We start from the raw sequence: 24577 nt of genomic DNA on the forward strand, positions 1-24577 counted from the left end.
AAAAACCTCACTAAGGGGCCAACCTCCAGAGTTCGCCCTCGAGTTGCGCGCGTGCTTCAGTACGCAATTTTTCTAAATGCGCTCGCAAGGATTTTTGCGCGACGGTGTGCAGGCGTTCGGGCGTGTCATCGTAGGCAAGCTTGACGAGTATCTCGAGCGTTGCGGGTTGTCCGGCTTTTCTGAGTGCTGCCATGACTTTGTTTTCGCGCTCTTGTCGGTGAATCAAAATTCGATCGACATTTTCGGCAGGTTTATCCATCAAGAAACCATGGCCTGGTGCGAAGTATTCGATTTTTTCATCGAGTAGCAAGCGCAGTGAAGCCAGGTATTCAATCATGCTGCCATCCGGTGGGCTGATGACCACCGTGGACCCTTGCATGATGTGATCACCTGTGAACATGAGGTTTTGTGACTCAAGTAAAAAACAGACTTGGTTAGATGCGTGTCCGGGTGTGTGAACCACGCGAATGACAGTCCCTGCGATGTTGAGTCGCTCGTGGTGCGTGACGATGTGATCGGGCGTAAAGCTTTGATCTTGATTGGGGAAGGGGGGTGGGGGCATGCCATAGGTAGCAGCACCTGTGCGTTGCTTGAGCACTGTGGATGCGGGAGAGTGATCCAAATGCGTGTGGGTGCACAAAATCCAGCGTATTGGACCGGGTGCAGCGGCAATCAGAGCATCGATATGTTCTTCGAGCAAAGGACCCGGATCGATGACGGCTACACCGTGCTCTGCGTTGCCGATGAGGTAGCTATTGGTGCCAGGTCCCGTCATCATGCCCGGATTGGCTGCGGTTAGGCGCAGAACGTCTTGTCCGATGCTGACTGGCTGACCGGGCTGTATATAAGTGAAACAGGCGCCCTGATTGTCAATGTCAAGTTTTTGGATTTCAGCATACGCAAAATCACCTGGTATCAGCGTGTGGGATACCCCTGAACGATCCATGCCCGTCACTGGAGCCATCACCAGCTTTGGACGAGGCTTACGTGCGTACTCCAAGAGTTCTTCTACGTATTTAAACGGTGCGAGACTTTCAAGCGTCTTGATCGTCGGAAACATCAGATTAAGAGTCCCCGAGCGATGTAGATCGATGGCTTGGTCCGGGCGGACCCAGAGTTGACCGACGGTTTCGTGATTGTCTTCGAGCGCTGTTTGACCCTCAGGCGCCTGCGCCACGAAAAATCGCGTGTCATAGCGCCTGGGGCGGCCTGCTTGCGTGATCCAATGGCTGTAATACGCGATGCGATCGGTCGCTGCTTTCACCTGTTCTTTTAGCAAAATGTCGATGAACGAGAGCTTGCTCTGAGCCATCTCAATTCTGAGCCCAGCCAGTCTTTCGGCCTCGTCGGTGGCGAGCGCGAGGAGTTGGTCATTGCCGCGGTAGCCAAGTAACAAGCCTGACTCCTCAAAGCACTCACGGATCGCCGCAATCCAGTAGGCGAGTCCGCCTTGTTCGATGCCGAGTGTTTCACTGGCTGCCTTGTCATCGAGACCCACACACAAAGAAGCGATGTCTGGGTGATGGTCGGTGCGATCCAAGGCACCGCCTGGAAAAACATGCATGCCTTTAGCAAACTCAACCGCAGTGGTGCGTTCCATCATAAAGACTTCGATACCGTCGCTGACGTTTCTTGCCAGGATCACGGTGGCGGCGGGACGGGGGATGACGGGTGTTGAAATTGTAGTCATAAAGGAAAACGAGCAGTTACAAAGAGAGGCTTTCGGGTTTATATTCGTCCCACACTTTATCACTGCGCGCCTGCTTGGAGCGTTTAGGAGACAAAAAATGAAATTTTCCCTGCTTGTTTCAGCGGGTCTTGCCATCGTGTCGATGGGGATGTCGAGCTTGAGTCTGGCGCAAGCCTGCCCGAATCGGGGTGATCTGGACGCTTTATATTGCGATGCAAATAAAGACATGGTGGCCGATACCCCCACCGATAAATCTAAGCTCAAGAACCCTTCCACGCTCGTGTTTACCTACACGCCCGTTGAAGATCCTGCGGTTTACGAAGAGATCTTTACGCCTTTCACCAAACATCTTGCTCAGTGCACAGGTAAGCGGGTCGTGTTTTATCAAGTCCAGAGTAATGCCGCCGAAATCGAAGCCATGCGATCGGGGCGACTCCATGTGGGTGGTTTTTCGACTGGTCCGACCGCTTTCGCGGTCAATATCGCAGGGGCAGTGCCTTTTGCGGTTAAAGGAACTGCAGACGGTTTTCAGGGCTATAACCTGATTGTGATCGTCAAAAAAGACAGTCCTTTCAAAACCATGCCTGATCTAAAGGGCAAGAAAGTCGCCCATACTTCGCCCTCTTCCAATTCGGGTCACATGGCGCCGATGGCCTTGTTCCCTAAAGAGGGCTTGGCACCTGAAAAAGATTACAAAATCTTGTTTTCGGGCAAGCATGACCAGTCCGTCATGGGCGTGAACTCGGGCGATTACGATGCTGCCGCAGTAGCCTCTGACGTGTTTCACCGGATGGCTGGGCGTGGTCAAATTAAAAAAGAAGACTTCCGCATCATTTACACAAGTCCTAAGTTCCCGACCTCATCATTCGCGTATGCGCATGATCTCGAGCCAGTCTTTCGCGACAAGATGCTGCAGTGTTTTTATGACTATCGTTATCCAGCCGCGATGCAAAAGGCATTTGATGGCGCTGACCGTTTCTTCCCCGTGACCTACGAAAAAGACTGGGCGATCGTTCGCCAAGTCGCTGAGGCGGGTGGAGAGAAGTTCAACCGTACCGCTTACGACCGTGAGGCCGAGAAAGCAAAAGCAAAGGCAAAGTAGTTTTATGTCGGCAGCATTGAGTATCAAAGGGTTGGTCAAGTCTTACCGGGCAGGCCACCCTGTTTTAAAAGGGATCGATCTGGAGATTTCGGGTCAAGAGGTGACAGCGATTATCGGCCCCTCCGGTACGGGCAAAAGCACGTTGCTTCGCTGCATCAATAGATTGGTTGAGCCCTCAGCGGGTCAGATCATGCTCAATACAGCCCAAGGCAGCGTCGATTTGACGCGAGTCCGTGGTGCGGCTTTGAGACATGCCCGCCGCAATATTGGGATGGTCTTTCAAGAGTACAACCTGGTCGAACGACTGACGGTGATGGAAAACCTCCTAACGGGTCGGCTGGGGTATTTGCCGGCCTGGAAAGCCTGGTTTCGTCACTTCAAGGCCGAGGATATAGAACAGGCGTATCGCTATCTGGATACCGTTGGGTTGGGTGAATTTGCCAGTCAACGCGCCGATGCCTTATCGGGCGGACAACGCCAGCGTGTCGGCATTGCCCGCGCGCTGATGCAAGCTCCGGCTATTTTATTGGCCGATGAGCCAACATCCTCACTAGATCCCAAAACTTCAGTCGAGATCATGGAGTTGCTGACAGCGCAAGCACAGGCCCAGCAAATTCCGGTCATGATCAATATGCATGATGTGGAGCTCGCGAAGCGCTACGCGACTCGCTTGATCGGGATGTCTGATGGCGAGGTCGTTTACGATGGCCCTGCAGCAGGTCTGGATCATGGCATGCTCAAAAGGATTTACGGCGGCGAGTCCTGGATCGTATGACAACAGCGACTCCTGCCGCAGCGCCTCGTGCGCAATCAAAACCCTTTTCAATGTCACTCAAGGCGAAGTTTGGTGTGCTCTTGGGTGTGTTGTATGTCATCTATGCGAGCGCGCAATTAGATGTGACGCTGGCGCGTTTTGTCGCAGGTCTGGGGCATGCAGCGACTTTTTTGAACCGGATGTTTCCCCCCAATTTTGAGCGTTATAACTTGCTCATTAAGGGCTTGTCCGAGAGTCTCGAGATCGCCGTCCTTGCATCGACACTCGGTATTTTTCTGGCACTTCCACTGGGCCTACTGGGCGCGCGTAATTTAATGCCTGGCTGGGCTTCCTGGCCTGCACGCACGATCGTGGCGTTTTGCCGTGCCCTGCATCCTGTGATTGTGGCGATTTTGTTTGTGAAAGCAGTGGGCTTCGGTGCCTTGGCCGGCATCCTCGCTTTGACGGTGGCTTCGATCGGATTTATCGGTAAGCTCTTTACAGAATCGATCGAGGAAATTTCACTCAAACAAGTCGAAGCGGTCCGCGCGACAGGAGCTTCCTTTGCGAACGTGATTATTTTTTCAGTGCTACCCCAAGTCTTTCCTCGCTTCATCGGCTTTTGCACCTATCAGTTTGACTCCAATCTTCGCAATTCGACCATGGTCGGTATCGTGGGTGCGGGCGGTATCGGTGGGACGCTGTTTTCGGCGTTCCAGCGGTTTGACTACGATTACGTCTGTGCGATTTTGATCAGCATTATTACGCTCATCATGATTGGAGAGTTGCTCGCCAATGTGATTCGTCGAGTGTTTCTGGATAACCTCACGATCGCTGAGCTGTTCAAAGGCAAGCCGTCCTACGTGCCTCCTCCCAAGGTGAAGCCATGAATAGAGTCTGGGAACGCTATTCGCTGAGCCAACGTCTGGTACGTTTTGGTTTTTATTTTATTTTTGTCGCGGCTGTTGTCCAGTCGATCCGCCAGGTCCAGGTGATCCCGGAGTTTTTGTTGGATGCGCCAGAGCAAATGGCTGACTTGTTTTCGCGCATGTGGCCGGTGGACTGGGCGCATTACTCAGGTTCGGTGCATGATGCACTGATCGAAACCATTCATATCGCCACGTTAGGTACGATTATTTCGGTGCTGCTCGCGGTTCCGATTGGCTTGCTCGCTGCGAACAACTTGACGCCGAACCGCTTGATTAATACGTTTGCCCGGTTCATCCTCGTTTCGAGTCGCTCAGTGAACTCTTTGGTCTGGGCGCTGTTGTTCATCGCGATTTTTGGACCAGGCCCACTGGCCGGCACAATGGCGATCGCCTTTCGTTCGATTGGCTTTGTCGGTAAGCTTGTGGGTGAGTCCGTCGAAGAGGCACAACGTGGTTCGATCGAAGCGCTCACCTCGGTGGGGGCGAGTACCGGCGCCTTGATCCAGTATGGTTACTGGCCGCAGATTAAACCTGCGTTTTGGTCGATCGTACTTTTGCGTTGGGACATTAATGTTAGAGAGTCCGCCGTGCTCGGCTTGGTTGGCGCAGGCGGCATTGGCATGGCGCTTGATACGGCGCTCAATCTTTTCCAATGGAATCGCGTCGCGGTCATCTTGATTTCAATCTTCGTGATTGTGATCCTGGCTGAGATCATCATTACGCGCATACGTCAGAAAATTCTTTAACGCATGTCGACCATGTAGCGAAGTGATGCTCGCCGCGCTAAGGGATATGCGTCACAGACTTTGAAAAGCCTATGACGCACATGGCTTAAGGCTTTGCAGTCAGAGGCAATGAGGTGCCAATCATCGAATCACGCGTCACGAGCTCTGCCAGTTCGGCTTCGCTCATACCCTCGGTGCCGGCAGGACGGTAGGGCAACACTAAAAATCTCAAATCGGCCGTGCTGTCCGAGACACGGACCTCAACGTCATCCGGGATATGCGTGCCAAACTCGGCCAACACTTTACGTGGCTCGCTCACGACACGTGCTCGATAGTCGATGGATTTATACCAAGCTGGTGGAATGCCCAGTAACATCCGTGGATAGCAAGAGCAGAGCGTACAGACCACCACGTTATGCACAGTGGGCGTGTTTTCCAACACGACGAGATCAAGCGGTGTCGTGATGTCCAACTCGAAGGAAGCATTGATGGTCTCTAGTGGATCGGCCAGCAATTTCTTTTTGAATTCGGGATCGACCCAGGCTTTTGCAACGATTTTTCCACCGATGGCAGGTGTCAAGCTGTCCTGATAGTCGATCTGTCTATGCAGTTCGTCGGCGGTAATGATGCCTTTTTCGTCGAGCAGTTCACGAATCGCGGTCTGGAGTAAGACTTCGTAACGGTCGTAGCCGTCGTCGTCATCTGGCGCAGGTGGTGAGTGCGGATGTGCATGATCGTGATCGTGATCGTGGTCGTGGTCGTGATGATGGTGGCCATGTGAGTTGGTCATGCTTTTTTAACTCCAGCGATTGGGTCGATCCAGTGCTCGAAAATATCTGCGACAACAGTGTCATTTGGGCCGCCTGTGTAGTCGGGCCAAACGTCTTTTTGTTTAAAGCGCACGCGATACAGAACCCGCATCGGCAGACCAGGTTTGTGAAAAGCCAGCAGCGAAGGGTCGCGAAAACGACCTCGAACTTCAGCGATTTCACCTTGGACACCGCGCAGATAAAAAGGCGTGCGGCAGTGTGCTTCGGGAGGTTGCTTGCGAATGACAACGGGCGTGCCAGCGGAAAGTGCTTGTCCGGGACGAGGGGGGAGTGCGTTCATAGCGTGCCCTTTTGTTTGAGACGTTCGCGCAAGGCCTCGATACGATCTTCGATTTCTCGGGCGGTGAGTAGTTGCTGCTCAACCACGAGATCTCCTACCGCACGGATCCATTTGTCGTAATACAACATGCTTTTGTAGTCCTTTTCGGTGTTGGACTCAATGGCGCGACGCATGGCATCCGAGGTAAAGACCTGTAGTTTGCCAGACAAGAGTTTTTGCAATGCATCCACGCGCTTTTCGTGGAGCGTGCTGGGATGTTCGTCTAAACAGACCGGTCCTGCTGGCTGTCCACCAAGATCGTTTACCTTTCGTTCAGTCATTCTGGGCTCTCACATCATCTTTCTTAGGATAGTGTCTATTTTTACACCCATTTAGCCTGCATTGTCTTGTCGTTTAACCCTTGAAGAGCAAAATATTTATGCTAAAAGATCACAGCGTGTACTTCTTTTCAGCATGGCGACTTTAATTTTTAAGGATTCATCCGTGAGCGATTATTTTTACGAACCCAGCAAAGGCCATGGCCTGCCACACAACCCTTTTAAAGCCATTGTGGCGCCTCGTCCTATCGGTTGGATCTCCAGCATCGACAAACAAGGTCGGGTGAATCTGGCCCCCTATAGTTTTTTTAATGCATTTGCTGAAACACCGCCGGTGATTGGTTTCTGTACGAGCCATGCCCGCAAAGATAGCGTCAATAACATTGATGAAACAGGCGAGTTCGTCGCTAATTTTTGCGGTGCTGAGCTCGCTCTGGAGATGAACATCACGTCGGCCTCGGTGGCGCCAGGTGTCGATGAAATGAAACTCGCTGGTCTGGAGGCTGCTGCCTCGACGCTCGTCAAGCCCCCCCGTATCGCGCGCGCGATCGCGGCTTTGGAGTGTAAGCTCATCAGTACGACGCAGTTGAAAAATGCCAAAGGCGAATTGATCGATACTTGGTTGACGCTGGGCGAAGTCGTGGGTGTGCATATCAATGACGAATTTCTTAAGGATGGAATATTCGACACTGCAGCAGCACGTCCGCTAGGTCGTTGCGGCTACAAGGGCGACTATGTCGAGGTCAACACCTTGTTTGAGATGATCCGTCCTAAAGAGTACACCCCCGCCAAATAAGGGTGGGATGCGACTATCAAAGATTAGCCTGGTATCAGGCTAATTGCCCTGAACGCTGTGGCGCCGCCAAGAAAGACTAAACTAAAAAAGAAATAGCGGCGAAATTTTTCTTGTGGAATTTTTTTCCTTAAAAATTGCCCTAAAAACATGCCGATAAAGGCGGGCACCATTGCCAGTAAAGAGGTCGTCGCAATCTCGACTTCAAACTCACCTGTCACGTAGAGTCCAACGGCCAGCGCTATCGAGGCGATTGTAAAAGACAAGCCAAGCGCTTGAATCAAGTCGTCTCTTTTGAGTTCGAGCGCCGTAAAGTAAGGCGCGAGTGGGAGTGCCGCAATCCCCGTCGCGCCCGACACGATACCTGTGAAAAATCCTATGAAAGGCGACAGCCATGACTCGGCTCTAGGCGCGACGGGAATTCGCGCTGCGGACAGGCCGTATAGACCATAGGCCATCAGGACAAAGCCCAATCCCGCAGTGACAATCGCCATGTGACCGCTGACGATGAAACTCACGCCAATCGGTGTGCCAACACATATTCCGAGCAGGAGCGTTTTAAATCTTTTGAGCAGCGCAATAAAACTAGGTCCGGAAATCAGTTGCCAAATATTTGTGACGAGCGATGGCAGCACGAGCATTGCCGCAGCTTCGACGGGTGTAATAATCAGACCAAGCAGGCCAATCGCAATCGTTGGCAGCCCCATGCCGATGACGCCTTTGACGAGTCCGGAAAGGATGAAAACTAAAGCGACTAAGGTCAGTGAGAGGATGGAATCAGTCATTATAATCAGTATCAATTTTCGCTCACGATAGCACCATTTCTTTCAGGACTCCCATGCGTATCGATGCCTTACCTGCGGAAATTGTCGGTCCAAGCGCCTGGCTAGGTCCCGATGTTGCAAAGTCTGAACGTTGGATTCACCATCTAAGCGATGCTGAGTTGAGAGAGCTTGAGCAGGCCGCGCGTCAGGCGCTGAGTATGCATTCTGATATTGCTGCGATTCGACGAGAGAGTTTTGTGCTGCCCACGCTGGGCCCGCGACTTGCGCATTTGCACGACATCTTGATTCATGGCTGCGGTTTTGCCTTGGTTCGAGCGCTACCCGTCGAGTTGTGGTCGCGTGAGATCACTGCAGCTGCTTTTTTCGGTCTGGGTTGTCACCTTGGCAATCCGCGTCCTCAAAACGCCAAAGGTCATGTGTTGGGTCATGTCATGGACATGGGGCTCAATGCCGACGACCCCAATGTCAGGATTTATCAGACGCACGAGCGTCAGACCTTTCACACGGATTCGAGTGACATTGTGGGGCTGGTGTGTTTGCAACAAGCCAAGGCAGGTGGAGACTCGGCTCTCGTTTCGTCCAATTCGATTTATAACGCGATGCGACGCGATCATCCCGCGCTTGCCGCAGCACTGTTCGATCCGATCGCAACGGATCGTCGGGGCGATGTGGCAGCGGAGCAATTGCCGTATTTCGAGATTCCCGTCTTTACGTGGCATGCGCAGCTGATGTCAACGATTTATCAGCGTCAGTACATCGACTCTGCACAGCGGTTTGAGCGTGCGATGCGTTTGACGCCTTTGCATGTCGAGGCCTTGGATTGTTTTGATGCACTGGCCAATGACACACGACTGAATTTTTTAATGCGTCTTGAGCCGGGTGATATGCAGTTTGTACACAATCACACGCTGCTGCATGACCGGACTGCGTTTGAGGATTGGCAGGAGCCCGCGCGTAAGCGTCATCTGCTCAGGTTGTGGCTGTCTTCACCTCAGGCACGTTCACTGCCGCCTGTCTGGGCCCAACGTTATGGCTCAACTAAGCCGGGTGAGCGAGGCGGGGTGATGGTGCCCGCCGCCTTGTGGGTTGCACCCTTGAATCCTGCATAAGGAAACAAAGCTTAGTCGATACAAAGCTTAGTCGGCGTAGCCTGGAAGCTCACGATCAAGTACGCGCATCATCGCTTCGAAATAAAGGTTGTCCCGACTTGCACGCGTATGACGATCATCAACGGGCGGTTTTTGTACAGCGGCCACGACTTCTTCTGACAAAATCTGAATAGGTTTTCCCGTACTCATGGCCAGCACTTGCGCACGACAGACGCGCTCGAGTTTATAAAGGCGCTTGTAGGCCTGAGCCACAGTGTCACCGACCACTAGGATGCCATGGTTCTTCATGAACAAGATTTTTTTGTCTCCGATTGCATGGGCGAGTCGCTCACCCTCAGATATAAAATCGGCGGTTCCGGTATAGGTGTCGTCATAAGCGATCAGGCCGTGGAAAAATGCTGCGGTCTGGCTCGCGGGAAGCAGACGGTTGTCTTGAAGCATATTGAGCGTGACGGCCCAATTTTGATGGGTATGCAAGACAACGTTAGCGCCGGTGATGCGATGCACAGGGGCGTGAATACATTGTGCCGATAACTCTACAACGCCTTCGCCTTCGAGCGTCTCGCCATTTTCGTTGAATACGAGCATGTCGCTTGCGCGGGCTTCAGACCAATGGAGTCCAAACGGTAAAATCAAATAACGATCTTTTGCACCGGGAACAGTCATCGTAAAGTGGTTGTCGATCCCTTCGTGCAGATCGTCCAAGACAGCCAGTCGGTTGGCGGCGGCGAGGTGGATTTTGGCTTGCTGAATCGCATCGACCTGAGGCTTTGTTTTGAGATTGTGCACAGACATGACTAACCTTTAAAATATATGTGAAATGATTCAATCTATCAAAGATTACTCCCCTTCACAGGACCCTGCAACATCTTCACAAGGCTCTCTCGTGCTACGTCGATGCTTATTTAAAAATGCGCTTCACCGTTTGATGCGCACAGCAATGGTATGCCTTGGGCTATTCGGCACAGGTGCTGCGGCGCAGCAAAATGGCGTCACGTTATACGGAATCATTGACCTTGGCCTTCAATTTGATCATGTTCGACAAGAGGCTTTTTCGGGCGGTCTGCCTCAGGGGTTGCTTAATCAGTCCTTCCTGGGGGTAGCCAATGGCGTCCAATCCGGTTCGCGTTTTGGCTTCCGTGGCAACGAAAATCTCGGTGGTGGGTTTGGTGTCAATTTTGTTCTTGAGGGTGGCTTCAATCCCGCAGATGGGACTTCTTCTCAAGGCGGACGCTTATTCGGTCGGCAATCGACACTCGGCATAACGTTACGTGATGTAGGACGTCTAGACTTAGGACGTCAGATCAATCTTGCTTCTAATTATTTGTTATCCATTGATCCTTTTCAGGAGGGTTTTGGTCAGGCCAACTTAGGTTCTTCGTTTGGCTCAGCAAACACGACCCGCTATGGCAACATGTTGTTGTTACAGCTCACGCCTGTTTCAGGATTGACCTTGGGTGCGGGGTATTCATTTTCGACTGAATTGTCCGCGATTTATGCGGGTGAGAAAGGCTGTTTATATACGCAGTCGTGTCCAGGAACATCGGGTGGATACAACTTTATTGCCAACCAAAATATGCGTGCGATCACTCTCGGCGCTCAATACAAGCGAGGGCCACTGGATTTGGTCGTGACGTATGACAAGATTTATGGAGATGCTTCGCAACCCAGTAGCAGTGTGCGGCCGTCTTTTTGGGTGTTAGGAGGTGCGTATGATTTTAAAGTGCTCAAGCTCTCCTTGGCGACGGGACAGGCGATTGATGGTTTTGCGAGTGGGCAGGCGCAGGGTACAGGAGCGACCTCAGCATCTGTATTGACATCGGCGTCCTGGACGCCTGGTGTTGTGTTGTTTTTGCCTAATGCGCGCGCCTATTCCTATTTTGTTGGCGTGACTGCTCCGCTGACCTCGGAAGTCACTCTTTTAGCCTCTTGGCAGATGATGCAACCACAAGGGTTTTTATCAAGCGATGCACAGCTCAATACTCAACAAATCCTCAGTGCGGCACTTACCCAAAAGCTTTCCGTGCGGACGAATCTTTACACTTACGCGTCTTATGCTCAAAATTTCGCGATGATCAATACAGCAGAGAGTTTTACTTTTGGTGTGGGTATTCGTCATCAGTTTTAAGCGCGTCGATAACACTCAGGGCTGATGCGGGTTTTTACGCCGAGATGGAACGATAGCGTTCTTTTTCCTTGGACATGTCCGGTAAGAACCAAGCGACGACACCTAAGATCGGTAAAAATGAACAGATCTTGTAGACGACCGCAATGCCATAAACATCGGCGAGTCCGCCCATGATGGCCGCACCGAGTCCGCCGAGTCCAAATGCGAAACCAAAGAACATCCCGGAAACAAGACCGACGCGGCCCGGCATGATCTCGTGTGCATAGACGAGGACTGCAGGAAAAGCAGAGGCAGTGATCAAGCCAATGATGATGATCAGAACACCCGTCCAAAACAGATCCGCGTAGGGTAGGGCCATCGTAAAGGGTAATACGCCTAAGATTGAGATCCAGATCATGGGCCTGCGGCCAATGCGGTCAGTCAGTGCGCCCCCTAACAGCGTGCCGACCGCAATGGCGGCCATGAAGATGAATAGTCGAACTTGAGCGGCTTGGACAGGTAGATCAAAACGTTCGATCAAGTAAAAAGTAAAAAACGATGTGAGGCTCGAGGTGTAGACATTTTTGGAAAATAACAACACCATTAAAATCGTGATGAGAAAAAGGACCCGACCGCGAGGCAGGCCTGAGACTTTTGATTCAATGGTGGCAGAAACCGTTTTAAGAGTTGGACGCAGATTTGCGCCGTACCACATCCCGACACGGGTTAAAAACGCCATCGCAATCAAGGCCGCCATCGATACCCAGGCAATGGCGCCTTGACCATGCGGCAGCACGATAAAGGCTGCGAGCAAGGGGCCGATCGCTTGACCGACGTTGCCACCCACTTGGAATAATGCTTGTGCAGTGCCGTAGCGGCCGCCCGAGGCCATGCGCGCGACGCGCGAAGCCTCTGGGTGGAAAATGGCCGATCCTGTGCCGATTAACGCGGCCGCGATCAGGACAACGGTGTAGCTATTGGCAACTGAGAGCAACAGCAAACCGATGAGCGTTGAGCCCATCCCAAGTGCCAGAGAGTAGGGCTGTGGGCGCTTGTCTGTATACAAACCAACAGTGGGCTGGAGAAGCGAGGCGGTGAGCTGAAACGCGAGTGTGATCAAGCCGATCTGCGTAAAGTCGAGATTGAATTCGGCTTTGAGCAGCGGGTAGAGAGCAGGGATGAGTGACTGAATCAGGTCGTTGAGTAGATGACAAAAACTCAAGGACAACAAAATAGGCATGGTCGCCGCCTGCGGACTCACGGAACTGGTTCCCGTAAGTGGAGCTTGCGTGCTGGCGGCGACAGACTTATTCATCTTGAGACAGGCAACATAAAAAATTGAAATTATTGAACAGTGACCTTGGCTGTTTTAATGACCTTACCCCACTTGTCGACTTCGGTCGCGAGAAACTTGGCTGTTTCCGCAGGATTCAGGCCCATGGGCACAATGCCAAGCTCGCTAAAGCGATTGGAAATCTCTGGGGAGTTTACGGCCTCGTTCACGGCTTTGGAGAGTTTGTCCACAATCGCGGCAGGTGTGCCTGGAGGGGCAAAGAACATCACCCAAGAAGAGGATTCGATCGCAGGACCGTTAGACTCTTTGATGGTGGGTACGTCGGGAGCACTTGGTAAGCGCTCATTTGAAAACATGGCTAGTGCGTTGACTTTGCCACCCTTGACATGCGGCATCATAGAGCTGGGTACGTCGACCAACATTTGAATGTTATTTGACATCAAATCGGCCAGCGCGGGCGCCGTGCCTTTGTAGGGCACATGAATCATGTTGACACCGGCGGTGCTTTGCAGCAGTTCCGAGGTCAAGTGCGCTGCAGATCCGACACCCGACGAACCATAGGCAACTTTACCAGGGTTCGCTTTGGCGTAGGCAAGCAGCTCACCCACGTTTTTCACGGGAAACTGTTTGCTCGTCGTCAATATCAAGGGGGAGATCGCCACGAGAGACACCGGAGCAAGTGCTTTATGGTCAAAGGGCAACTTGCCGTCATATAGCGTGGCGTTCGCGGCATGTGCCGTAATGACTGTCAAAATGGTATAGCCATCGGGCGCTGCTTTAGCCACGAAGTCCACACCTATGATCGAGTTGGCACCAGGCTTGTTTTCGATAATGATGGGTTGACCCAAAATCGTCTGAACTTTTGCTGTGACAATGCGCGTCACGTTATCGGTGTAGCCGCCTGGCGTATAGGGTACGACCCAGCGAATGGGTTTTGAAGGATAATTTTGAGCGAACGCGTTGACGGACAGCGTGGCAAGCGCTGCAGCGATGAGGCCTGTTTTTAGAATATTCATGTCTCCACCTTTTTTGGTGTTGTGGATATGTTTAAAAATGGCAAGCTTGCGCTAACGACAATACTACTCGTTATGCCTCGGCGCAATACAGGCTTGATTGCCTATTTTGCATCCGCCGGATCACCCAAAATGACGGATTCGTAGGCATGAAGTGATGTCGCACCGCCTGTGTGCAAAAACAGCACATTGTCTGAGGGTTTAAAGTAGCCTTTGCGACTCAGACCAATCAGACCCGCCATGATCTTGCCTGTATAGACGGGATCGAGCAAAATCGCCTCTGTACGCGCGAGCAACTGAACCGCCTCGACCATCGCGGGATTGGGGACCGAGTACTTGGGCCTCCACCAGTCACCAAAAGAAACAACCGCCTCGGCCGGCACCTGAATACCTGTCCCCAGCAAATCCATGATGGCCTGTGCTTCTTTGTGCACCAAGGGGTTTTGGTCTTGTGGGTCGCGACTGACACCGACGCCGACTAGTGGGATCTTGATGTTATTGCCTAAAAAGCCCGCAACCAGACCACCATGGGTACCCGAGCTGCCGGAACCCACAACGAGGTAATCCATCGGTTGACCCATCTCAAACAGCTGTTGTTGAATTTCTTGCGCACATGCAACATAACCTAAGCCGCCGACGGCGTTGGAGCCACCGCCTGGGATGATGTAGGGTGTACGACCCTGCGCACGTGCCTCTTGAGCTGCAGCCTCCATCGCTTGCGCCATGTTGGAGCCGCCAGGCACGACGGTGATGCTTTCAACGCCTAGTAAACGGAACATAAAGTTATTGCCGCTCGCTTGCGGATCGTAGCTTCCTGGTACGCGCTCCTCGATGACGAAACGACACTTGAGGCCTTCTTTAACAGCCGCTGCCAAGGTGATACGGCAGTGGTTGGATTGAGGAGCACCACAGGTGATCAGCGTATCCGCGCCTTTGGCGAGTGCGTCGCCCATCAGAAACTCGAGCTTGCGCGTCTTATTTCCCCCGGGTGCCAGACCCAACATGTCGTCACGCTTGATCCACACCTTGGGTCCGCCCAAGGCTTTGGTGAAATTAGGTAAAAACTCGATGGGTGAAGGGCCGACAGTGTATTGACGGCGGGGAAAGCGACTTAAATCCATGCATGACTCCTGATATTTTTAATGATTTCATCTGGTAGACGAGACACAACACAAACAATGTACGCCGTCAACCTCGCCTTGCCAAGTTAAAATTAATCTGTTGACGCGAAGTCTTTCAGTCGATAGCATCAAATCACATGAAAGCTTTACAAGGCGTGAGATTTAGATGTTTGCTTACACTATCCGCCGTTTGCTGTTGACTTTACCTGTCATGCTGGTCGTTGCGCTTTTTGTCTACGGCCTGCTTGACTTGGCGCCGGGCGATCCAGCAGTGTTCCTTGCGGGCGAAGAAGCCTCGCTCGAAGATATCGCTCGCATCCGAGAAACGCTTGGATTAGACCAGCCTTTCTATCATCGTTTCAGCTTGTGGTTACTGAACGTGCTTCAGGGTGATTTGGGTCACTCCCTTTTTACGGGAGTCCCAGTTTCAGAGATGATTGTGCAGCGGATGCCGCCCACTTTTACCTTGATGGTCATGACCTTGATCGTCTCTGTGACGATTGCCATTCCATTGGGTGCGTTGGCGGCATGGCGTCACAACAGTCGTTATGACCGTGGTGTCATGATCGTGGCTGTTTTAAGTTTTTCATTGCCCACGTTTGTAGTGGGTTACATGCTTGCGTGGGCGATCGGTATCGAAATGCGTTGGCTACCTGTCCAAGGGTATGCGCCTTTTTCACAAGGGCTCTGGAGTTCCATCAAAACCTTGATTCTTCCGACACTCGCGCTCAGTAGCGTTTATGTTGCGTTAATTACACGGATCACACGTGCAACGCTGCTTGAAACACTTTCTCAGGATTACATCAGGACCGCACGTTCGAAAGGCGTCGGCAATCAAGACATCTTATTTCGTCATGCGCTCAAAAACGCCGCGATCCCAGTCATCACCGTGATAGGCAGTGGTGTGGCCTTGCTCATTAGCGGTGCTGTTGTCACAGAGACGGTCTTTTCGATTCCAGGCTTAGGCCGCTTGACTGTAGACGCTATTCTTAGGCGCGACTATCCAATCATTCAGGGCGTGATTTTGCTGTTTAGCTTTTTATATGTGCTGGTCAATCTCATCATCGATCTGCTTTACCGCGTCTTTGACCCGAGGATTAAATACTAATGTCGCAAGCCTTTAAATTCCTCAGGCGTCATCCGACTATTTTTGTGGGTGGAACGATTGTTTTCTTGCTCATTCTGATGGCGATTTTTGCGCCATGGATCGCTGAAAAAGATCCTATGGCGCTTTCTCCGATTCATCGGGCTCGAGTGCCCAGCGAGCGTTTCTGGTTCGGGACTGACCTGCTTGGTCGCGATGTATTCGCGCGTGTGGTGTATGGCGCTCGTATTTCGCTGATTGTTGGCATCTCCGTCGCCATCCTGTCAGCGGTGATTGGTACCATCATTGGCTTGACTTCCGGCTTCGTCAAATGGATCGATGCGATCGTGATGCGCATCATGGATGGTCTGATGTCTATTCCAACTATTTTGCTGGCGATTGCCTTGATTGCCTTGACACGCGCTTCACTGGAAAATGTCATTATCGCCATCACGATCGCCGAGGTCCCACGGGTCGTACGACTGGTCAGAGGTTTGGCGTTATCGTTGCGTGAGCAACCTTATGTCGAAGCGGCAATCGCAGCGGGCGCCTCGCCCGTGCGAGTGGTGTTTAAACATATTTTTCCCAACACAATCGCTGCGCTGACTGTGCAGACGACGTATATCTGTGGTTTGGCGATTTTGGCCGAGGCGAGCCTATCATTTATTGGTGCCGGCATCCCTCCATCGATTCCCTCTTGGGGCAATATCATGGCTGAGGGTCGGGCGTTGTGGCAGATCAAACCACACATGATTGCTTTCCCGGCGTTATTTTTGTCGATCACTATTTTGGCGATCAATATGTTGGGCGATGGTTTACGTGACGCCATCGATCCGCGCATGGCCAAGAGAATCTGATATGACGAATATTCATCAACCCTCTGTCAATGTGTCGCGACGTGTGCTGGACGTCAAAGATCTTTCGGTTGTCTTTGGCACAGGGCCTGGTCAGGTTCAGGCCGTTAAGTCATTGAACTTGCATGTCGATCGAGGCGAGACCTTGGCGATTGTCGGTGAGTCTGGGTCAGGAAAGTCCGTCACCTCTCTCGCGCTGATGCGTTTGATCGAGTTTGGTGGCGGTACGATTACCCAAGGCGAGATGCAATTTCACAGAGCTCAGGGTCAAACGGTTGATTTAAGACGCGCGCCCGAGGAAGTCATGCGCAGTATGCGGGGCGCTGACCTCAGTATGATCTTTCAAGAGCCCATGACCTCGCTCAATCCCGTTTTTACCGTGGGATCGCAGATCACTGAGGCGATCTTGCTGCATCAGTCCTGCGACATGGCACAAGCGACCGCGGCCGCGATCCGCATCCTGGATCAGGTCCGTATCCCCGATGCGTCCGCGATGCTCAAACGTTATCCTCATGAGCTGTCTGGTGGCATGCGTCAGCGTGTGATGATTGCGATGGCGCTCTCTTGCAAGCCTTCGGTATTGATCGCCGACGAACCGACCACGGCATTGGATGTGACGATTCAAGCGCAAATTCTGCAGCTGATTGCCGATCTTCAAAAAGAAATGGACATGGGCGTGATTTTTATCACGCACGACATGGGTGTGGTCGCAGAAATCGCCGATCGCGTGATGGTGATGCGACGTGGCGAAGTGGTCGAAGAAAACGATGTATTCAGTCTGTTTGCAGACCCTCAGCATATTTATACAAAAACGCTGTTAGCCGCGGTGCCCAAGTTGGGTTCGATGCGCGGTATCAGAGAACCCACCCGGTTTGACTTGCCTTTGCAGGAAAGTCAGGATCAGGCGAGGTCGCAGACCCAGCGTGAAGTCAAGCACAGCTTGCGTCATGCGGATGGCACGCATGACAGTCCAGTGATACTGAGCGTGAAAGACTTGGTGACCCGCTTCGATATCAGAGGCGGAATTTTTTCTAGGGTGCAGCGACGCGTGCATGCGGTCGAACACGTTTCTTTCGATTTGCACGAGGGTGAAACACTGTCTTTGGTTGGAGAGTCTGGTTGCGGCAAGACGACCACCGGACGTTCTCTCATGGGCTTGACCAAGGTCACCGGAGGACAAGTGATCTTTGGCGGTACAGCGGTCGATCTTGCCAGCGCCCGTTCTTTACGAAGCGTGCGTCGCAATATGCAATTTGTGTTTCAAGATCCCTTCGCATCGCTCAATCCGAGAATGCGCGTGGGGGAGTGTATTGGCGAACCCCTGGTGATTCAAGGTTTGGCCAGTGGTGATCAGGTGGTCCGGCGCGTGGCCGAGCTCATGGAAAGGGTCGGACTCGATCCTTCGACCGCGCAGCGTTGGCCACATGAGTTTTCTGGAGGGCAGCGGCAACGGATTTGTATCGCTCGCGCTCTTTCGGTTAATCCGAAAGTGTTGATCGCGGATGAGGCCGTTTCCGCACTCGATGTTTCAATCCGTGCCCAGATCGTCAACCTTTTGATTGATTTGCAAGATGATTTAGGTGTTTCTTATTTATTTATCTCGCACGATATGGCGGTTGTCGAGCGCGTCAGCCATCGTGTGGCGGTGATGTACCTAGGACAAATAGTTGAGATCGGTCCGCGCAGCGCGATCTTTGAAAATCCTCAACACCCTTACACAAAAAAACTGATGGCTGCTGTGCCGATTGCGGATCCGTTGGCGCGACGTCAACACAAAATCGAAGTTTCTGAAATACCCAGTCCCGCGAGGGGCGTGGGTGATGAACCCCTTGTCGCACCTCTAGTACGGGTGGGAGAGGGCCATTTTGTCGCGACGCATAAGGTCGGCGGCATGTATTGAGTTTAGTTCTTAGGAGAACATAGATGGATCGCAGAAAATTCTTAGTGACGTCTTCAGCCACAGCCGCGGTATTGAGTTTGCCCGCTGCGTTTAAAGTTCATGCCGCGGCGCCTGCCAAATTATTTCGCTGGGTTCCGCATGCGGATCTGACGATTCTCGATCCGATGTTTAGTACGGTATTCATCACTAACATCCACTCACAACTCATCTTTGATACGCTTTACGGCTTGGATGATCAATACCAACCTCATCCGCAAATGGCCTCGGGCCACGAGGTCGATAGCACGGGGTTGATCTGGACGATCAAATTACGCGATGGACTGAAGTTTCACGACGGCTCCCCGGTCCGTGCGCAAGATGCTGTGGCCAGTCTGAATAGATGGTCGAAAAAGGATCTGATGGGTCGGTCGCTATTCGAAGCCACAGAATCCTTGACTGCCCTTGATGACAAGACATTGCAGTTCAAGCTCAAAAATCCATTTCCGTTGATTTTGCATGCGATTGCTCGACCGACAGGCAGTATGGCGTGCATCATGCCAGAAAAGCTTGCGTTGACCCCCGATAATGTGCAGGTCAAAGTCATGAATGGTTCTGGCCCATTTAGGTTCGTCCATGATCAATGGGTTTCAGGCTCACAGGCTGTCTATCAGCGCTTCGCCGGGTATGTGCCGAGTAGCAATAAACTGAAACCAGAGTTCACCTCAGGACCTAAGGTCGTTCACATCGAGCAGGTGAAATGGCAGATCATTCCTGATAGTGCAACCGCTGTGGCCGCGCTACGCAATAACGAAGTCGATGGTGTCGAGCATATTGACGCAGACTTTTTGCCTGTGTTGAAGAAAGACAAAAACATTACCTTGATTAAGAGGACCTTACCCTCGATCTCTCTGATGCGCTTTAACCATCTGCATGCGCCTTTCAATAACAAATTGATGAGGCAGGCTATTTTGTCTGTTGTGAATCAGACCGAGTTCATGATGGCGATGAATGGTCCCGATTTCCCTGAGTTTTGGAGTGACAAGTGCGGCGTGTTTGTGCCGGGTTCTCCGATGAGCAGCGACGGGGGGATGGAAAAACTTTTAGGCAAACGCGATATCAATAAAGCGCGTGCCATGATTAAAGAGGCAGGTTACAAAGGCGAGACCGTCGTCATTCTTGATCCGGTTGATTACCCTGCCTTCCATACGGCGGCCTTGGTCACGGCGGACCTGTTCAAACAGCTCGGCATCAAAACGGATGTGCAGGCCATGAATTGGGGCACACTGATGCAGCGGCGAAACAGTCAAGATCCTCCTTCTTCAGGGGGATGGAGTGTGGCGTTTACTGCGACAACAGGCCCGAACAACCTTGACCCTGCTGGTCATCTCGCCATCAGAGGCACGGGAAGGAAAGCGTGGTTTGGCTGGCCGACCAGCGATCGCATTGAGCAACTCCGTCTGGATTGGTTCAGTGCAAAAACCTTGGACGAACAAAAAAGAATTTGTCGTGAGTTGCAAATACAGGTTTTCGAAGATGTGCCCTATATCCCGCTTGGCGCGACTTATCCTGTCTCTGCCTTACGCAAAGAATGGGTCGATTTCCAGCCCCAGATGCCTTTGTTCTATACCTTGCGTAAAGCCTAACTCATGGACTTCCTTTAAATATGAAAAAGAACCCCAAAATCGCCATCACTGGCTTTGCGCTTGAGGCGAATAGTTTTTCACCGGTCTCTACGCGTGAGGACTTTGAAAAGTCTTGTTGGCATGAGGGTGAGATCATCACTGAGCTCGCCCGTCAAACCAGCAATCTGCCTGCGGAGGTCACGGGGTTCTATGCGCGCATGGATGAAAAAGGCCCTTGGGTCGCTGCACCCACGATTGTCATCGGTGCGCCTCCCGGAGGACCTGTCGTCGAGTCCGTCTGGGTAGAGTTCATGCAAAAGCTCGAAAAAAGTCTGCGCGCCGCCATGCCTCTGGATGCCGTTTACGTTTCCAATCACGGAGCTTCGAGCGCCGAACACTTGGATGATACGGAGGGTGACATGATGGTGTTGATCCGTTCGATCGTGGGGCCGGACGTGCCTGTTGTCGCGACGCATGATTTGCACTGTAATGTTTCTGAGCGCACCGTCGATGCTTTGGATGCGCTTGTCAGCTATCGAACCAATCCGCACGTGGATCAACGAGAAAGAGCGGCCGAAGCAGCTGATCTTTTGGTTGAGATGCTCAATGGCATGAAGACCCAAAAAGTATTTATTCGCATGCCGATCACGCCACCTTCAGTGACCTTGCTGACTGCAAGAGGCCCCTATGCGGATTTGATCAATATGGGGACGGCGATGATGCAGTCGCCCGCAGAGGGCCCCATTGCGAACGTCTCAGTCTCCGCAGGTTTTGTGTTTTCTGATTTACCAAAATGCGGGATCACGATCGTCGTGACTTCGCGTGGTGATTTGGCGGCGGCCCAGCGTTGTGCCATTCAGATCGCGCGTGCTGCATGGGCTGATCGTGGTCGCTACGTGCCGGATATGCTTGAAATTCCAGAAGCTGTCTCAAAAGCCCGGCAATCGAAAGTTCCTTTATTGTTTGCGGACGTGGCGGATAACCCAGGTGGTGGCGGACGCGGTAATACCTCGTGGCTATTAGCCGCCTTCAACGAGGCCAAGATCCCTGGTGTGTTGCTTGGTGTTTTTATCGACCCAGCGTTGGCTCAGCAGGCACATGCCGCAGGCGAGGGTATGGAGTTTGAGGCCATTTTTAACGCAACAGAAAGTCAGTTTTCAAAACGTTATACCGCACGTGCGCGTGTCCTAAAGCTCACCGATGGTGAGACATTGGGGCGCCGTGGTATTTTGCGCGGTAAGAAATTTTCTCTTGGCCCCTCTGCGCTCATCGAACTTGTTAGTACTGGGACGCGCGTCGTGGTGGGCAGTCTGCGTCGACAGCTTTGTGATCCAGCCATGTTGGAAATGCACGGTATTGATATTTCAACAGTGCCAATTCTCATCGTTAAAAGTCGCGGGCATTACCGCGCGGGTTTTGATGAGTTTTTCCCCGAGTCGCAGATTTTCGATGTCGATAGCCCAGGGCTGACGACCCCCAACTTAAAAAATGTGAACTTCAAGCGTTTGCCAAGGCCGGTGTTCCCCATTGATCAAGAGGCAACCTGGACCGAACCCACCTGGGCGCGAGGTCTTTAAGTACGCCCACCTTCGGGGTTTTCTCCTTGCGCTTTTGGATGCAGGGTCGGATACTGCCCGTCGGTGAGTGAGTGCGTCTCGAGCACATGTCGACTCACTTGGCGGCGGCTGATCTTACCCTGAGGATTTCGAGGGAGCGTATCGACTGCGATAAACAGGCGGGGGCGTTTATGTTTGGACATGCCGCCGACTAGCTTTTCGCATGCCTCTTGCCACCCATCTTTTGCGCCCTCGGCCACCGCAATGATGATTTCTCCCCAATAGTCTGAGGCGAGTGAGGTGACACAAATTTGCCCGCAGAGTGCGTTTGAGGCCAGCGCCACTTCAATCTCATCCGGATTGACGCGATAGCCGCCGGTTTTGATGACATCGGCGACACGCCCTGTCAACACGACTCGACCTGCGGTATCTATATAACCGAGATCCCCCGTGTTGTGCCAGCCGTCCGGCGTATGCGGTCTGAATCCGTTGGCATCGATGAGTCCCGCCGACATATGCGGCGAGCGGAGCCAGACCTCGCCATGCAACTGGTCCTCGGCAATCGGCGCTTCGATTTTTATTTCGACGCCCGAGGCGGGCCAACCCACGCAGGCGCCCGGTGGAACTTCAGCTTGCGTAAAGTAATCATGCGTATCCTGGCGATCAAGAATCGTAATGGGATTGACGCATTCTGATTTTCCAAACGTATTGCGCACTTTTGGACCAAACATCGCATGCGCTCTTTGATATAAAGCGGGTGTGAGAGGTTGTGTTCCGGTAAAAATGCATTGAACAGATGGAAACTGTTGAGGCGCCAAGGCGTTGGTGATTTTTGCCAAGACAGTCGGAGGTGCAAAAATCGCAGCGAGTGAATCACTTTCGAGTAATGGTGAAATCCGCTCAATACTGACCCCTTCGTGCAGCACAATCGTGCCGCCGTGATCTAACCAGGCAAAGGCCAGCAATGACGCGCCGTGCACAAAGGGCGTCATGAGCAAAATCCGCGCACCGCGTTCAGGGACGAAGGGCAGGGACGCTTTAAGCAATTGTTCTCCTTGCCAGCGCGCGCCGTGCGTGTAGAGAACACCCTTGGGTTTGCCAGTTGTGCCTGAGGTAAAGAGAATTCTGCCGGGTGTCTCGCTCTGCACAGCAGGCAGCTTGTTTGGCAAGGAAGTCGTCGAGCGGCTTGCGATCGAAGCGGTGTCTATCAAAGATAACCCGAGTGCCACAATGTCTTCTTCGCGGTTCTTGAGGGAAACGATGTTTTTAAATTGAGCGATTTGCGCGCACCATTGCATCTCCTCTTGGGTATAGCCCCAGCTCAATGGCGTCTCGCAGCAGCCCGCCAAACGCACACCATAAGAAACCCAAACAGCGTCCACACTATTTGGGATGAGCGTCGCAATTGGATCGCCAGGCTGGAATCCACGCGAGATTAACTCGCAGGCTAAGGCGTGAGCGCGGGTACTCAGCGCGGTGTATGAAAGCGTCTGATTTTGTCCGTCGACAGCCGCGAGCGTCTCGCCGAATCTGTTGGCTAGAGTGAGTAAGCTGCTGGACCACGAGATTGGCATATTGGCGAGATGATTCATTGGCGTCTTTGAAACCTATACTATTCGTCATGTTTTGATTGTGTTCACAATATACCCAAGGTTACTATCCAGAATTATCTATCTTAATTTTTTAAAGGATCGGGATGAAAAACAACGAACATAACCGCACACGGCGCTCGCTGTTGGGTGTCGCCGGCATTTCATTAGTGGGTGGCTCACTGGGTTGGTCGCCTGCCGCCTTCTCGCAAGCTGCCTATCCTAATAAGCCAATCAGGATTGTGATTCCTTGGCCTCCAGGACAGGCAACGGATTTGGCGGGTCGCGCCATGGCAGTGGGCTTGACCAAGTTACTGGGACAAACCGTGATCGCCGACAACAAGGCCGGCGCAGGTGGCATGATCGGTACCGACATCGTGGCGAAGTCAACGCCCGATGGCTACACCTTGCTGGCAGGCTCGAGCGGTCCTCTTTCTGTGGCCCCACTGCTTCAAAAGACACCCTATGACGCGCAAAAAGATTTCACACCAATCGCGATGGCTGGTTTGTCACCGTATGTTTTAGTGGTTAACCCTAAGTTTCCCGCCAAGGACATCAAAGAATTTATCGCTTTAGTCAAAGCAAATCCTGATAAATATACTTTTGCTTCCTCTGGAACTGGCGCAACAGCACACTTGGTCGCCGAAGCCTTTAATGCCGCGTTAGGCTTAAAAGCTGTTCACGTTCCTTACAAAGGTTCATTGCCTGCTCTCTCAGATATTTTGGCGGGTCGTGTGGACTATTGTCTTGAGACAGCGGCTGCAACAATGCCATTTGTGCGCGATGGTCGTCTGAAAGCACTGGGTGTTTCCCTCGAAAAAGGCAGCATCGTGACGCCTGGCGTTCCCGCGATTGCCACAGCCGCCAATTTGCCTGGCTTTAATTTGGGTGCATGGATCGGCTTGGTTGGACCTGCTGGTATGCCAAAGAATGTGTTGGTTACCTTAGAAAAAGCAATGCGCGAAATTATGGCAACGCAAGAATCGCGCGATGTGTTTGAGCGAAGCGGACTAGAGCCTCAGTTCAGAGAGGGAGCAGACTTTTTGGCTTACCTCGAGAGCTCACGCGTTTTGTTCACCGATGTCATCAAGAAAAATAACATCAAAGTTGATCCGGTTTAATAACTTATATCCGGATTGTTTTA

At 52.3% G+C, this 24577-nt stretch carries 23 protein-coding genes; 13 read left to right on the forward strand and 10 right to left on the reverse strand.

Annotated features, from left to right (window positions below; translation table 11 throughout):
* Window positions 1–10: 10 nt before the first annotated feature.
* Window positions 11–1690 (reverse strand): MBL fold metallo-hydrolase, encoded by a 1680-nt coding sequence (locus tag AC8GE9_RS04465; protein WP_506675915.1) that lies wholly within the window; start codon window positions 1688–1690, stop codon window positions 11–13.
* Window positions 1691–1832: 142 nt separating this feature from the next.
* On the opposite strand from AC8GE9_RS04465, the gene phnD reads away from it, so the two are divergent.
* Genes phnD through phnE (AC8GE9_RS04485) form a run of 4 tightly spaced genes read left to right on the forward strand, consistent with a single transcriptional unit; the run spans window position 1833 to window position 5221 of the window.
* Complete coding sequence (gene phnD / locus AC8GE9_RS04470) at window positions 1833–2792, forward strand: phosphate/phosphite/phosphonate ABC transporter substrate-binding protein (RefSeq protein WP_506676315.1); 960 nt, start codon at window positions 1833–1835, stop codon at window positions 2790–2792.
* A 4-nt stretch (window positions 2793–2796) separates the two neighbouring features.
* Window positions 2797–3567, forward strand: coding sequence for a phosphonate ABC transporter ATP-binding protein (phnC, locus tag AC8GE9_RS04475; RefSeq protein WP_506675916.1), 771 nt, complete (start codon window positions 2797–2799; stop codon window positions 3565–3567).
* Window positions 3564–4436, forward strand: coding sequence for a phosphonate ABC transporter, permease protein PhnE (gene phnE, locus AC8GE9_RS04480; protein WP_506675917.1), 873 nt, complete (start codon window positions 3564–3566; stop codon window positions 4434–4436). The genes phnC and phnE (AC8GE9_RS04480) overlap by 4 nt, the downstream gene beginning before the upstream one ends.
* Window positions 4433–5221 (forward strand): phosphonate ABC transporter, permease protein PhnE, encoded by a 789-nt coding sequence (gene phnE, locus AC8GE9_RS04485; RefSeq protein WP_506675918.1) that lies wholly within the window; start codon window positions 4433–4435, stop codon window positions 5219–5221. The genes phnE (AC8GE9_RS04480) and phnE (AC8GE9_RS04485) overlap by 4 nt, the downstream gene beginning before the upstream one ends.
* Before the next feature lie 85 nt (window positions 5222–5306).
* Here phnE (AC8GE9_RS04485) and AC8GE9_RS04490 read toward each other — a convergent pair whose 3' ends face one another.
* From AC8GE9_RS04490 to AC8GE9_RS04500, 3 genes are read right to left on the reverse strand one after another with little or no spacing between them, the layout of a single operon-like run.
* Window positions 5307–5990, reverse strand: a complete 684-nt coding sequence (locus AC8GE9_RS04490; protein ID WP_506675919.1) for a nitrile hydratase subunit alpha — start codon at window positions 5988–5990, stop codon at window positions 5307–5309.
* Window positions 5987–6310, reverse strand: a complete 324-nt coding sequence (locus AC8GE9_RS04495) for an SH3-like domain-containing protein (RefSeq protein WP_506675920.1) — start codon at window positions 6308–6310, stop codon at window positions 5987–5989. The genes AC8GE9_RS04490 and AC8GE9_RS04495 overlap by 4 nt, the downstream gene beginning before the upstream one ends.
* On the reverse strand, window positions 6307–6630 hold the full coding sequence (locus AC8GE9_RS04500) for a hypothetical protein (RefSeq protein WP_506675921.1): 324 nt from the start codon (window positions 6628–6630) through the stop codon (window positions 6307–6309). Before AC8GE9_RS04500 ends, AC8GE9_RS04495 begins: the two co-directional genes overlap by 4 nt.
* Window positions 6631–6793: 163 nt before the next feature.
* Between AC8GE9_RS04500 and AC8GE9_RS04505 the strand changes: the two genes are divergently transcribed.
* Window positions 6794–7423: a flavin reductase family protein gene (locus AC8GE9_RS04505; protein ID WP_506675922.1), complete on the forward strand. Its 630-nt coding sequence runs from the start codon at window positions 6794–6796 to the stop codon at window positions 7421–7423.
* A 23-nt stretch (window positions 7424–7446) separates the two neighbouring features.
* Here the strand turns inward: AC8GE9_RS04505 and AC8GE9_RS04510 are convergent, their stop codons facing one another.
* The gene (locus AC8GE9_RS04510; RefSeq protein ID WP_506675923.1) at window positions 7447–8205 is read right to left on the reverse strand and encodes a sulfite exporter TauE/SafE family protein; all 759 of its coding nucleotides are present in this window, start codon (window positions 8203–8205) and stop codon (window positions 7447–7449) included.
* Between the two features lie 53 nt (window positions 8206–8258).
* Between AC8GE9_RS04510 and AC8GE9_RS04515 the strand changes: the two genes are divergently transcribed.
* Window positions 8259–9314, forward strand: a complete 1056-nt coding sequence (locus AC8GE9_RS04515) for a TauD/TfdA family dioxygenase (RefSeq protein ID WP_506675924.1) — start codon at window positions 8259–8261, stop codon at window positions 9312–9314.
* A 27-nt stretch (window positions 9315–9341) separates the two neighbouring features.
* On the opposite strand, the gene AC8GE9_RS04520 is transcribed toward AC8GE9_RS04515, so the two are convergent.
* Window positions 9342–10109: a class II aldolase/adducin family protein gene (locus AC8GE9_RS04520; RefSeq protein ID WP_506675925.1), complete on the reverse strand. Its 768-nt coding sequence runs from the start codon at window positions 10107–10109 to the stop codon at window positions 9342–9344.
* A gap of 133 nt (window positions 10110–10242) precedes the next feature.
* Between AC8GE9_RS04520 and AC8GE9_RS04525 the strand changes: the two genes are divergently transcribed.
* Window positions 10243–11442 carry a porin gene (locus tag AC8GE9_RS04525; RefSeq protein WP_506675926.1) on the forward strand — a complete coding sequence of 400 codons (1200 nt, stop codon included), beginning with the start codon at window positions 10243–10245 and terminating at the stop codon, window positions 11440–11442.
* Window positions 11443–11476: 34 nt separating this feature from the next.
* Here the strand turns inward: AC8GE9_RS04525 and AC8GE9_RS04530 are convergent, their stop codons facing one another.
* From AC8GE9_RS04530 to cuyA, 3 genes are all read right to left on the reverse strand, one after another.
* Window positions 11477–12736 (reverse strand): MFS transporter, encoded by a 1260-nt coding sequence (locus tag AC8GE9_RS04530; RefSeq protein ID WP_506675927.1) that lies wholly within the window; start codon window positions 12734–12736, stop codon window positions 11477–11479.
* Between the two features lie 29 nt (window positions 12737–12765).
* A complete protein-coding gene (locus tag AC8GE9_RS04535; protein ID WP_506675928.1) occupies window positions 12766–13731 on the reverse strand; it encodes a Bug family tripartite tricarboxylate transporter substrate binding protein in 966 nt (321 codons plus the stop codon).
* A gap of 101 nt (window positions 13732–13832) precedes the next feature.
* Window positions 13833–14849: a D-cysteate sulfo-lyase gene (cuyA, locus tag AC8GE9_RS04540; RefSeq protein ID WP_506675929.1), complete on the reverse strand. Its 1017-nt coding sequence runs from the start codon at window positions 14847–14849 to the stop codon at window positions 13833–13835.
* 166 nt (window positions 14850–15015) lie between these two features.
* Here cuyA and AC8GE9_RS04545 point away from each other — a divergent pair, with 166 nt between their 5' ends.
* The 5 genes from AC8GE9_RS04545 to AC8GE9_RS04565 are packed head-to-tail and all read left to right on the forward strand — an operon-like array spanning window position 15016 to window position 21865.
* Window positions 15016–15957, forward strand: coding sequence for an ABC transporter permease (locus AC8GE9_RS04545; RefSeq protein WP_506675930.1), 942 nt, complete (start codon window positions 15016–15018; stop codon window positions 15955–15957).
* The gene (locus tag AC8GE9_RS04550; protein ID WP_506675931.1) at window positions 15957–16790 is read left to right on the forward strand and encodes an ABC transporter permease; all 834 of its coding nucleotides are present in this window, start codon (window positions 15957–15959) and stop codon (window positions 16788–16790) included. The genes AC8GE9_RS04545 and AC8GE9_RS04550 overlap by 1 nt, the downstream gene beginning before the upstream one ends.
* 1 nt (window position 16791) lies before the next feature.
* Window positions 16792–18687, forward strand: a complete 1896-nt coding sequence (locus tag AC8GE9_RS04555) for a dipeptide ABC transporter ATP-binding protein (protein WP_506675932.1) — start codon at window positions 16792–16794, stop codon at window positions 18685–18687.
* A 23-nt stretch (window positions 18688–18710) separates the two neighbouring features.
* Window positions 18711–20309 carry an ABC transporter substrate-binding protein gene (locus AC8GE9_RS04560; protein ID WP_506675933.1) on the forward strand — a complete coding sequence of 533 codons (1599 nt, stop codon included), beginning with the start codon at window positions 18711–18713 and terminating at the stop codon, window positions 20307–20309.
* A 20-nt stretch (window positions 20310–20329) separates the two neighbouring features.
* Window positions 20330–21865, forward strand: coding sequence for a M81 family metallopeptidase (locus AC8GE9_RS04565; protein ID WP_506675934.1), 1536 nt, complete (start codon window positions 20330–20332; stop codon window positions 21863–21865).
* Here the strand turns inward: AC8GE9_RS04565 and AC8GE9_RS04570 are convergent.
* Window positions 21862–23436: a class I adenylate-forming enzyme family protein gene (locus AC8GE9_RS04570; protein ID WP_506675935.1), complete on the reverse strand. Its 1575-nt coding sequence runs from the start codon at window positions 23434–23436 to the stop codon at window positions 21862–21864. The two genes, AC8GE9_RS04565 and AC8GE9_RS04570, sit on opposite strands and share 4 nt — an antisense overlap.
* Before the next feature lie 104 nt (window positions 23437–23540).
* Between AC8GE9_RS04570 and AC8GE9_RS04575 the strand changes: the two genes are divergently transcribed.
* Window positions 23541–24554, forward strand: coding sequence for a Bug family tripartite tricarboxylate transporter substrate binding protein (locus tag AC8GE9_RS04575; RefSeq protein WP_506675936.1), 1014 nt, complete (start codon window positions 23541–23543; stop codon window positions 24552–24554).
* Window positions 24555–24577: the final 23 nt, after the last annotated feature.

It is taken from the genome of Zwartia lucis (assembly GCF_965234455.1).
GTDB lineage: Bacteria > Pseudomonadota > Gammaproteobacteria > Burkholderiales > Burkholderiaceae_B > Zwartia > Zwartia lucis.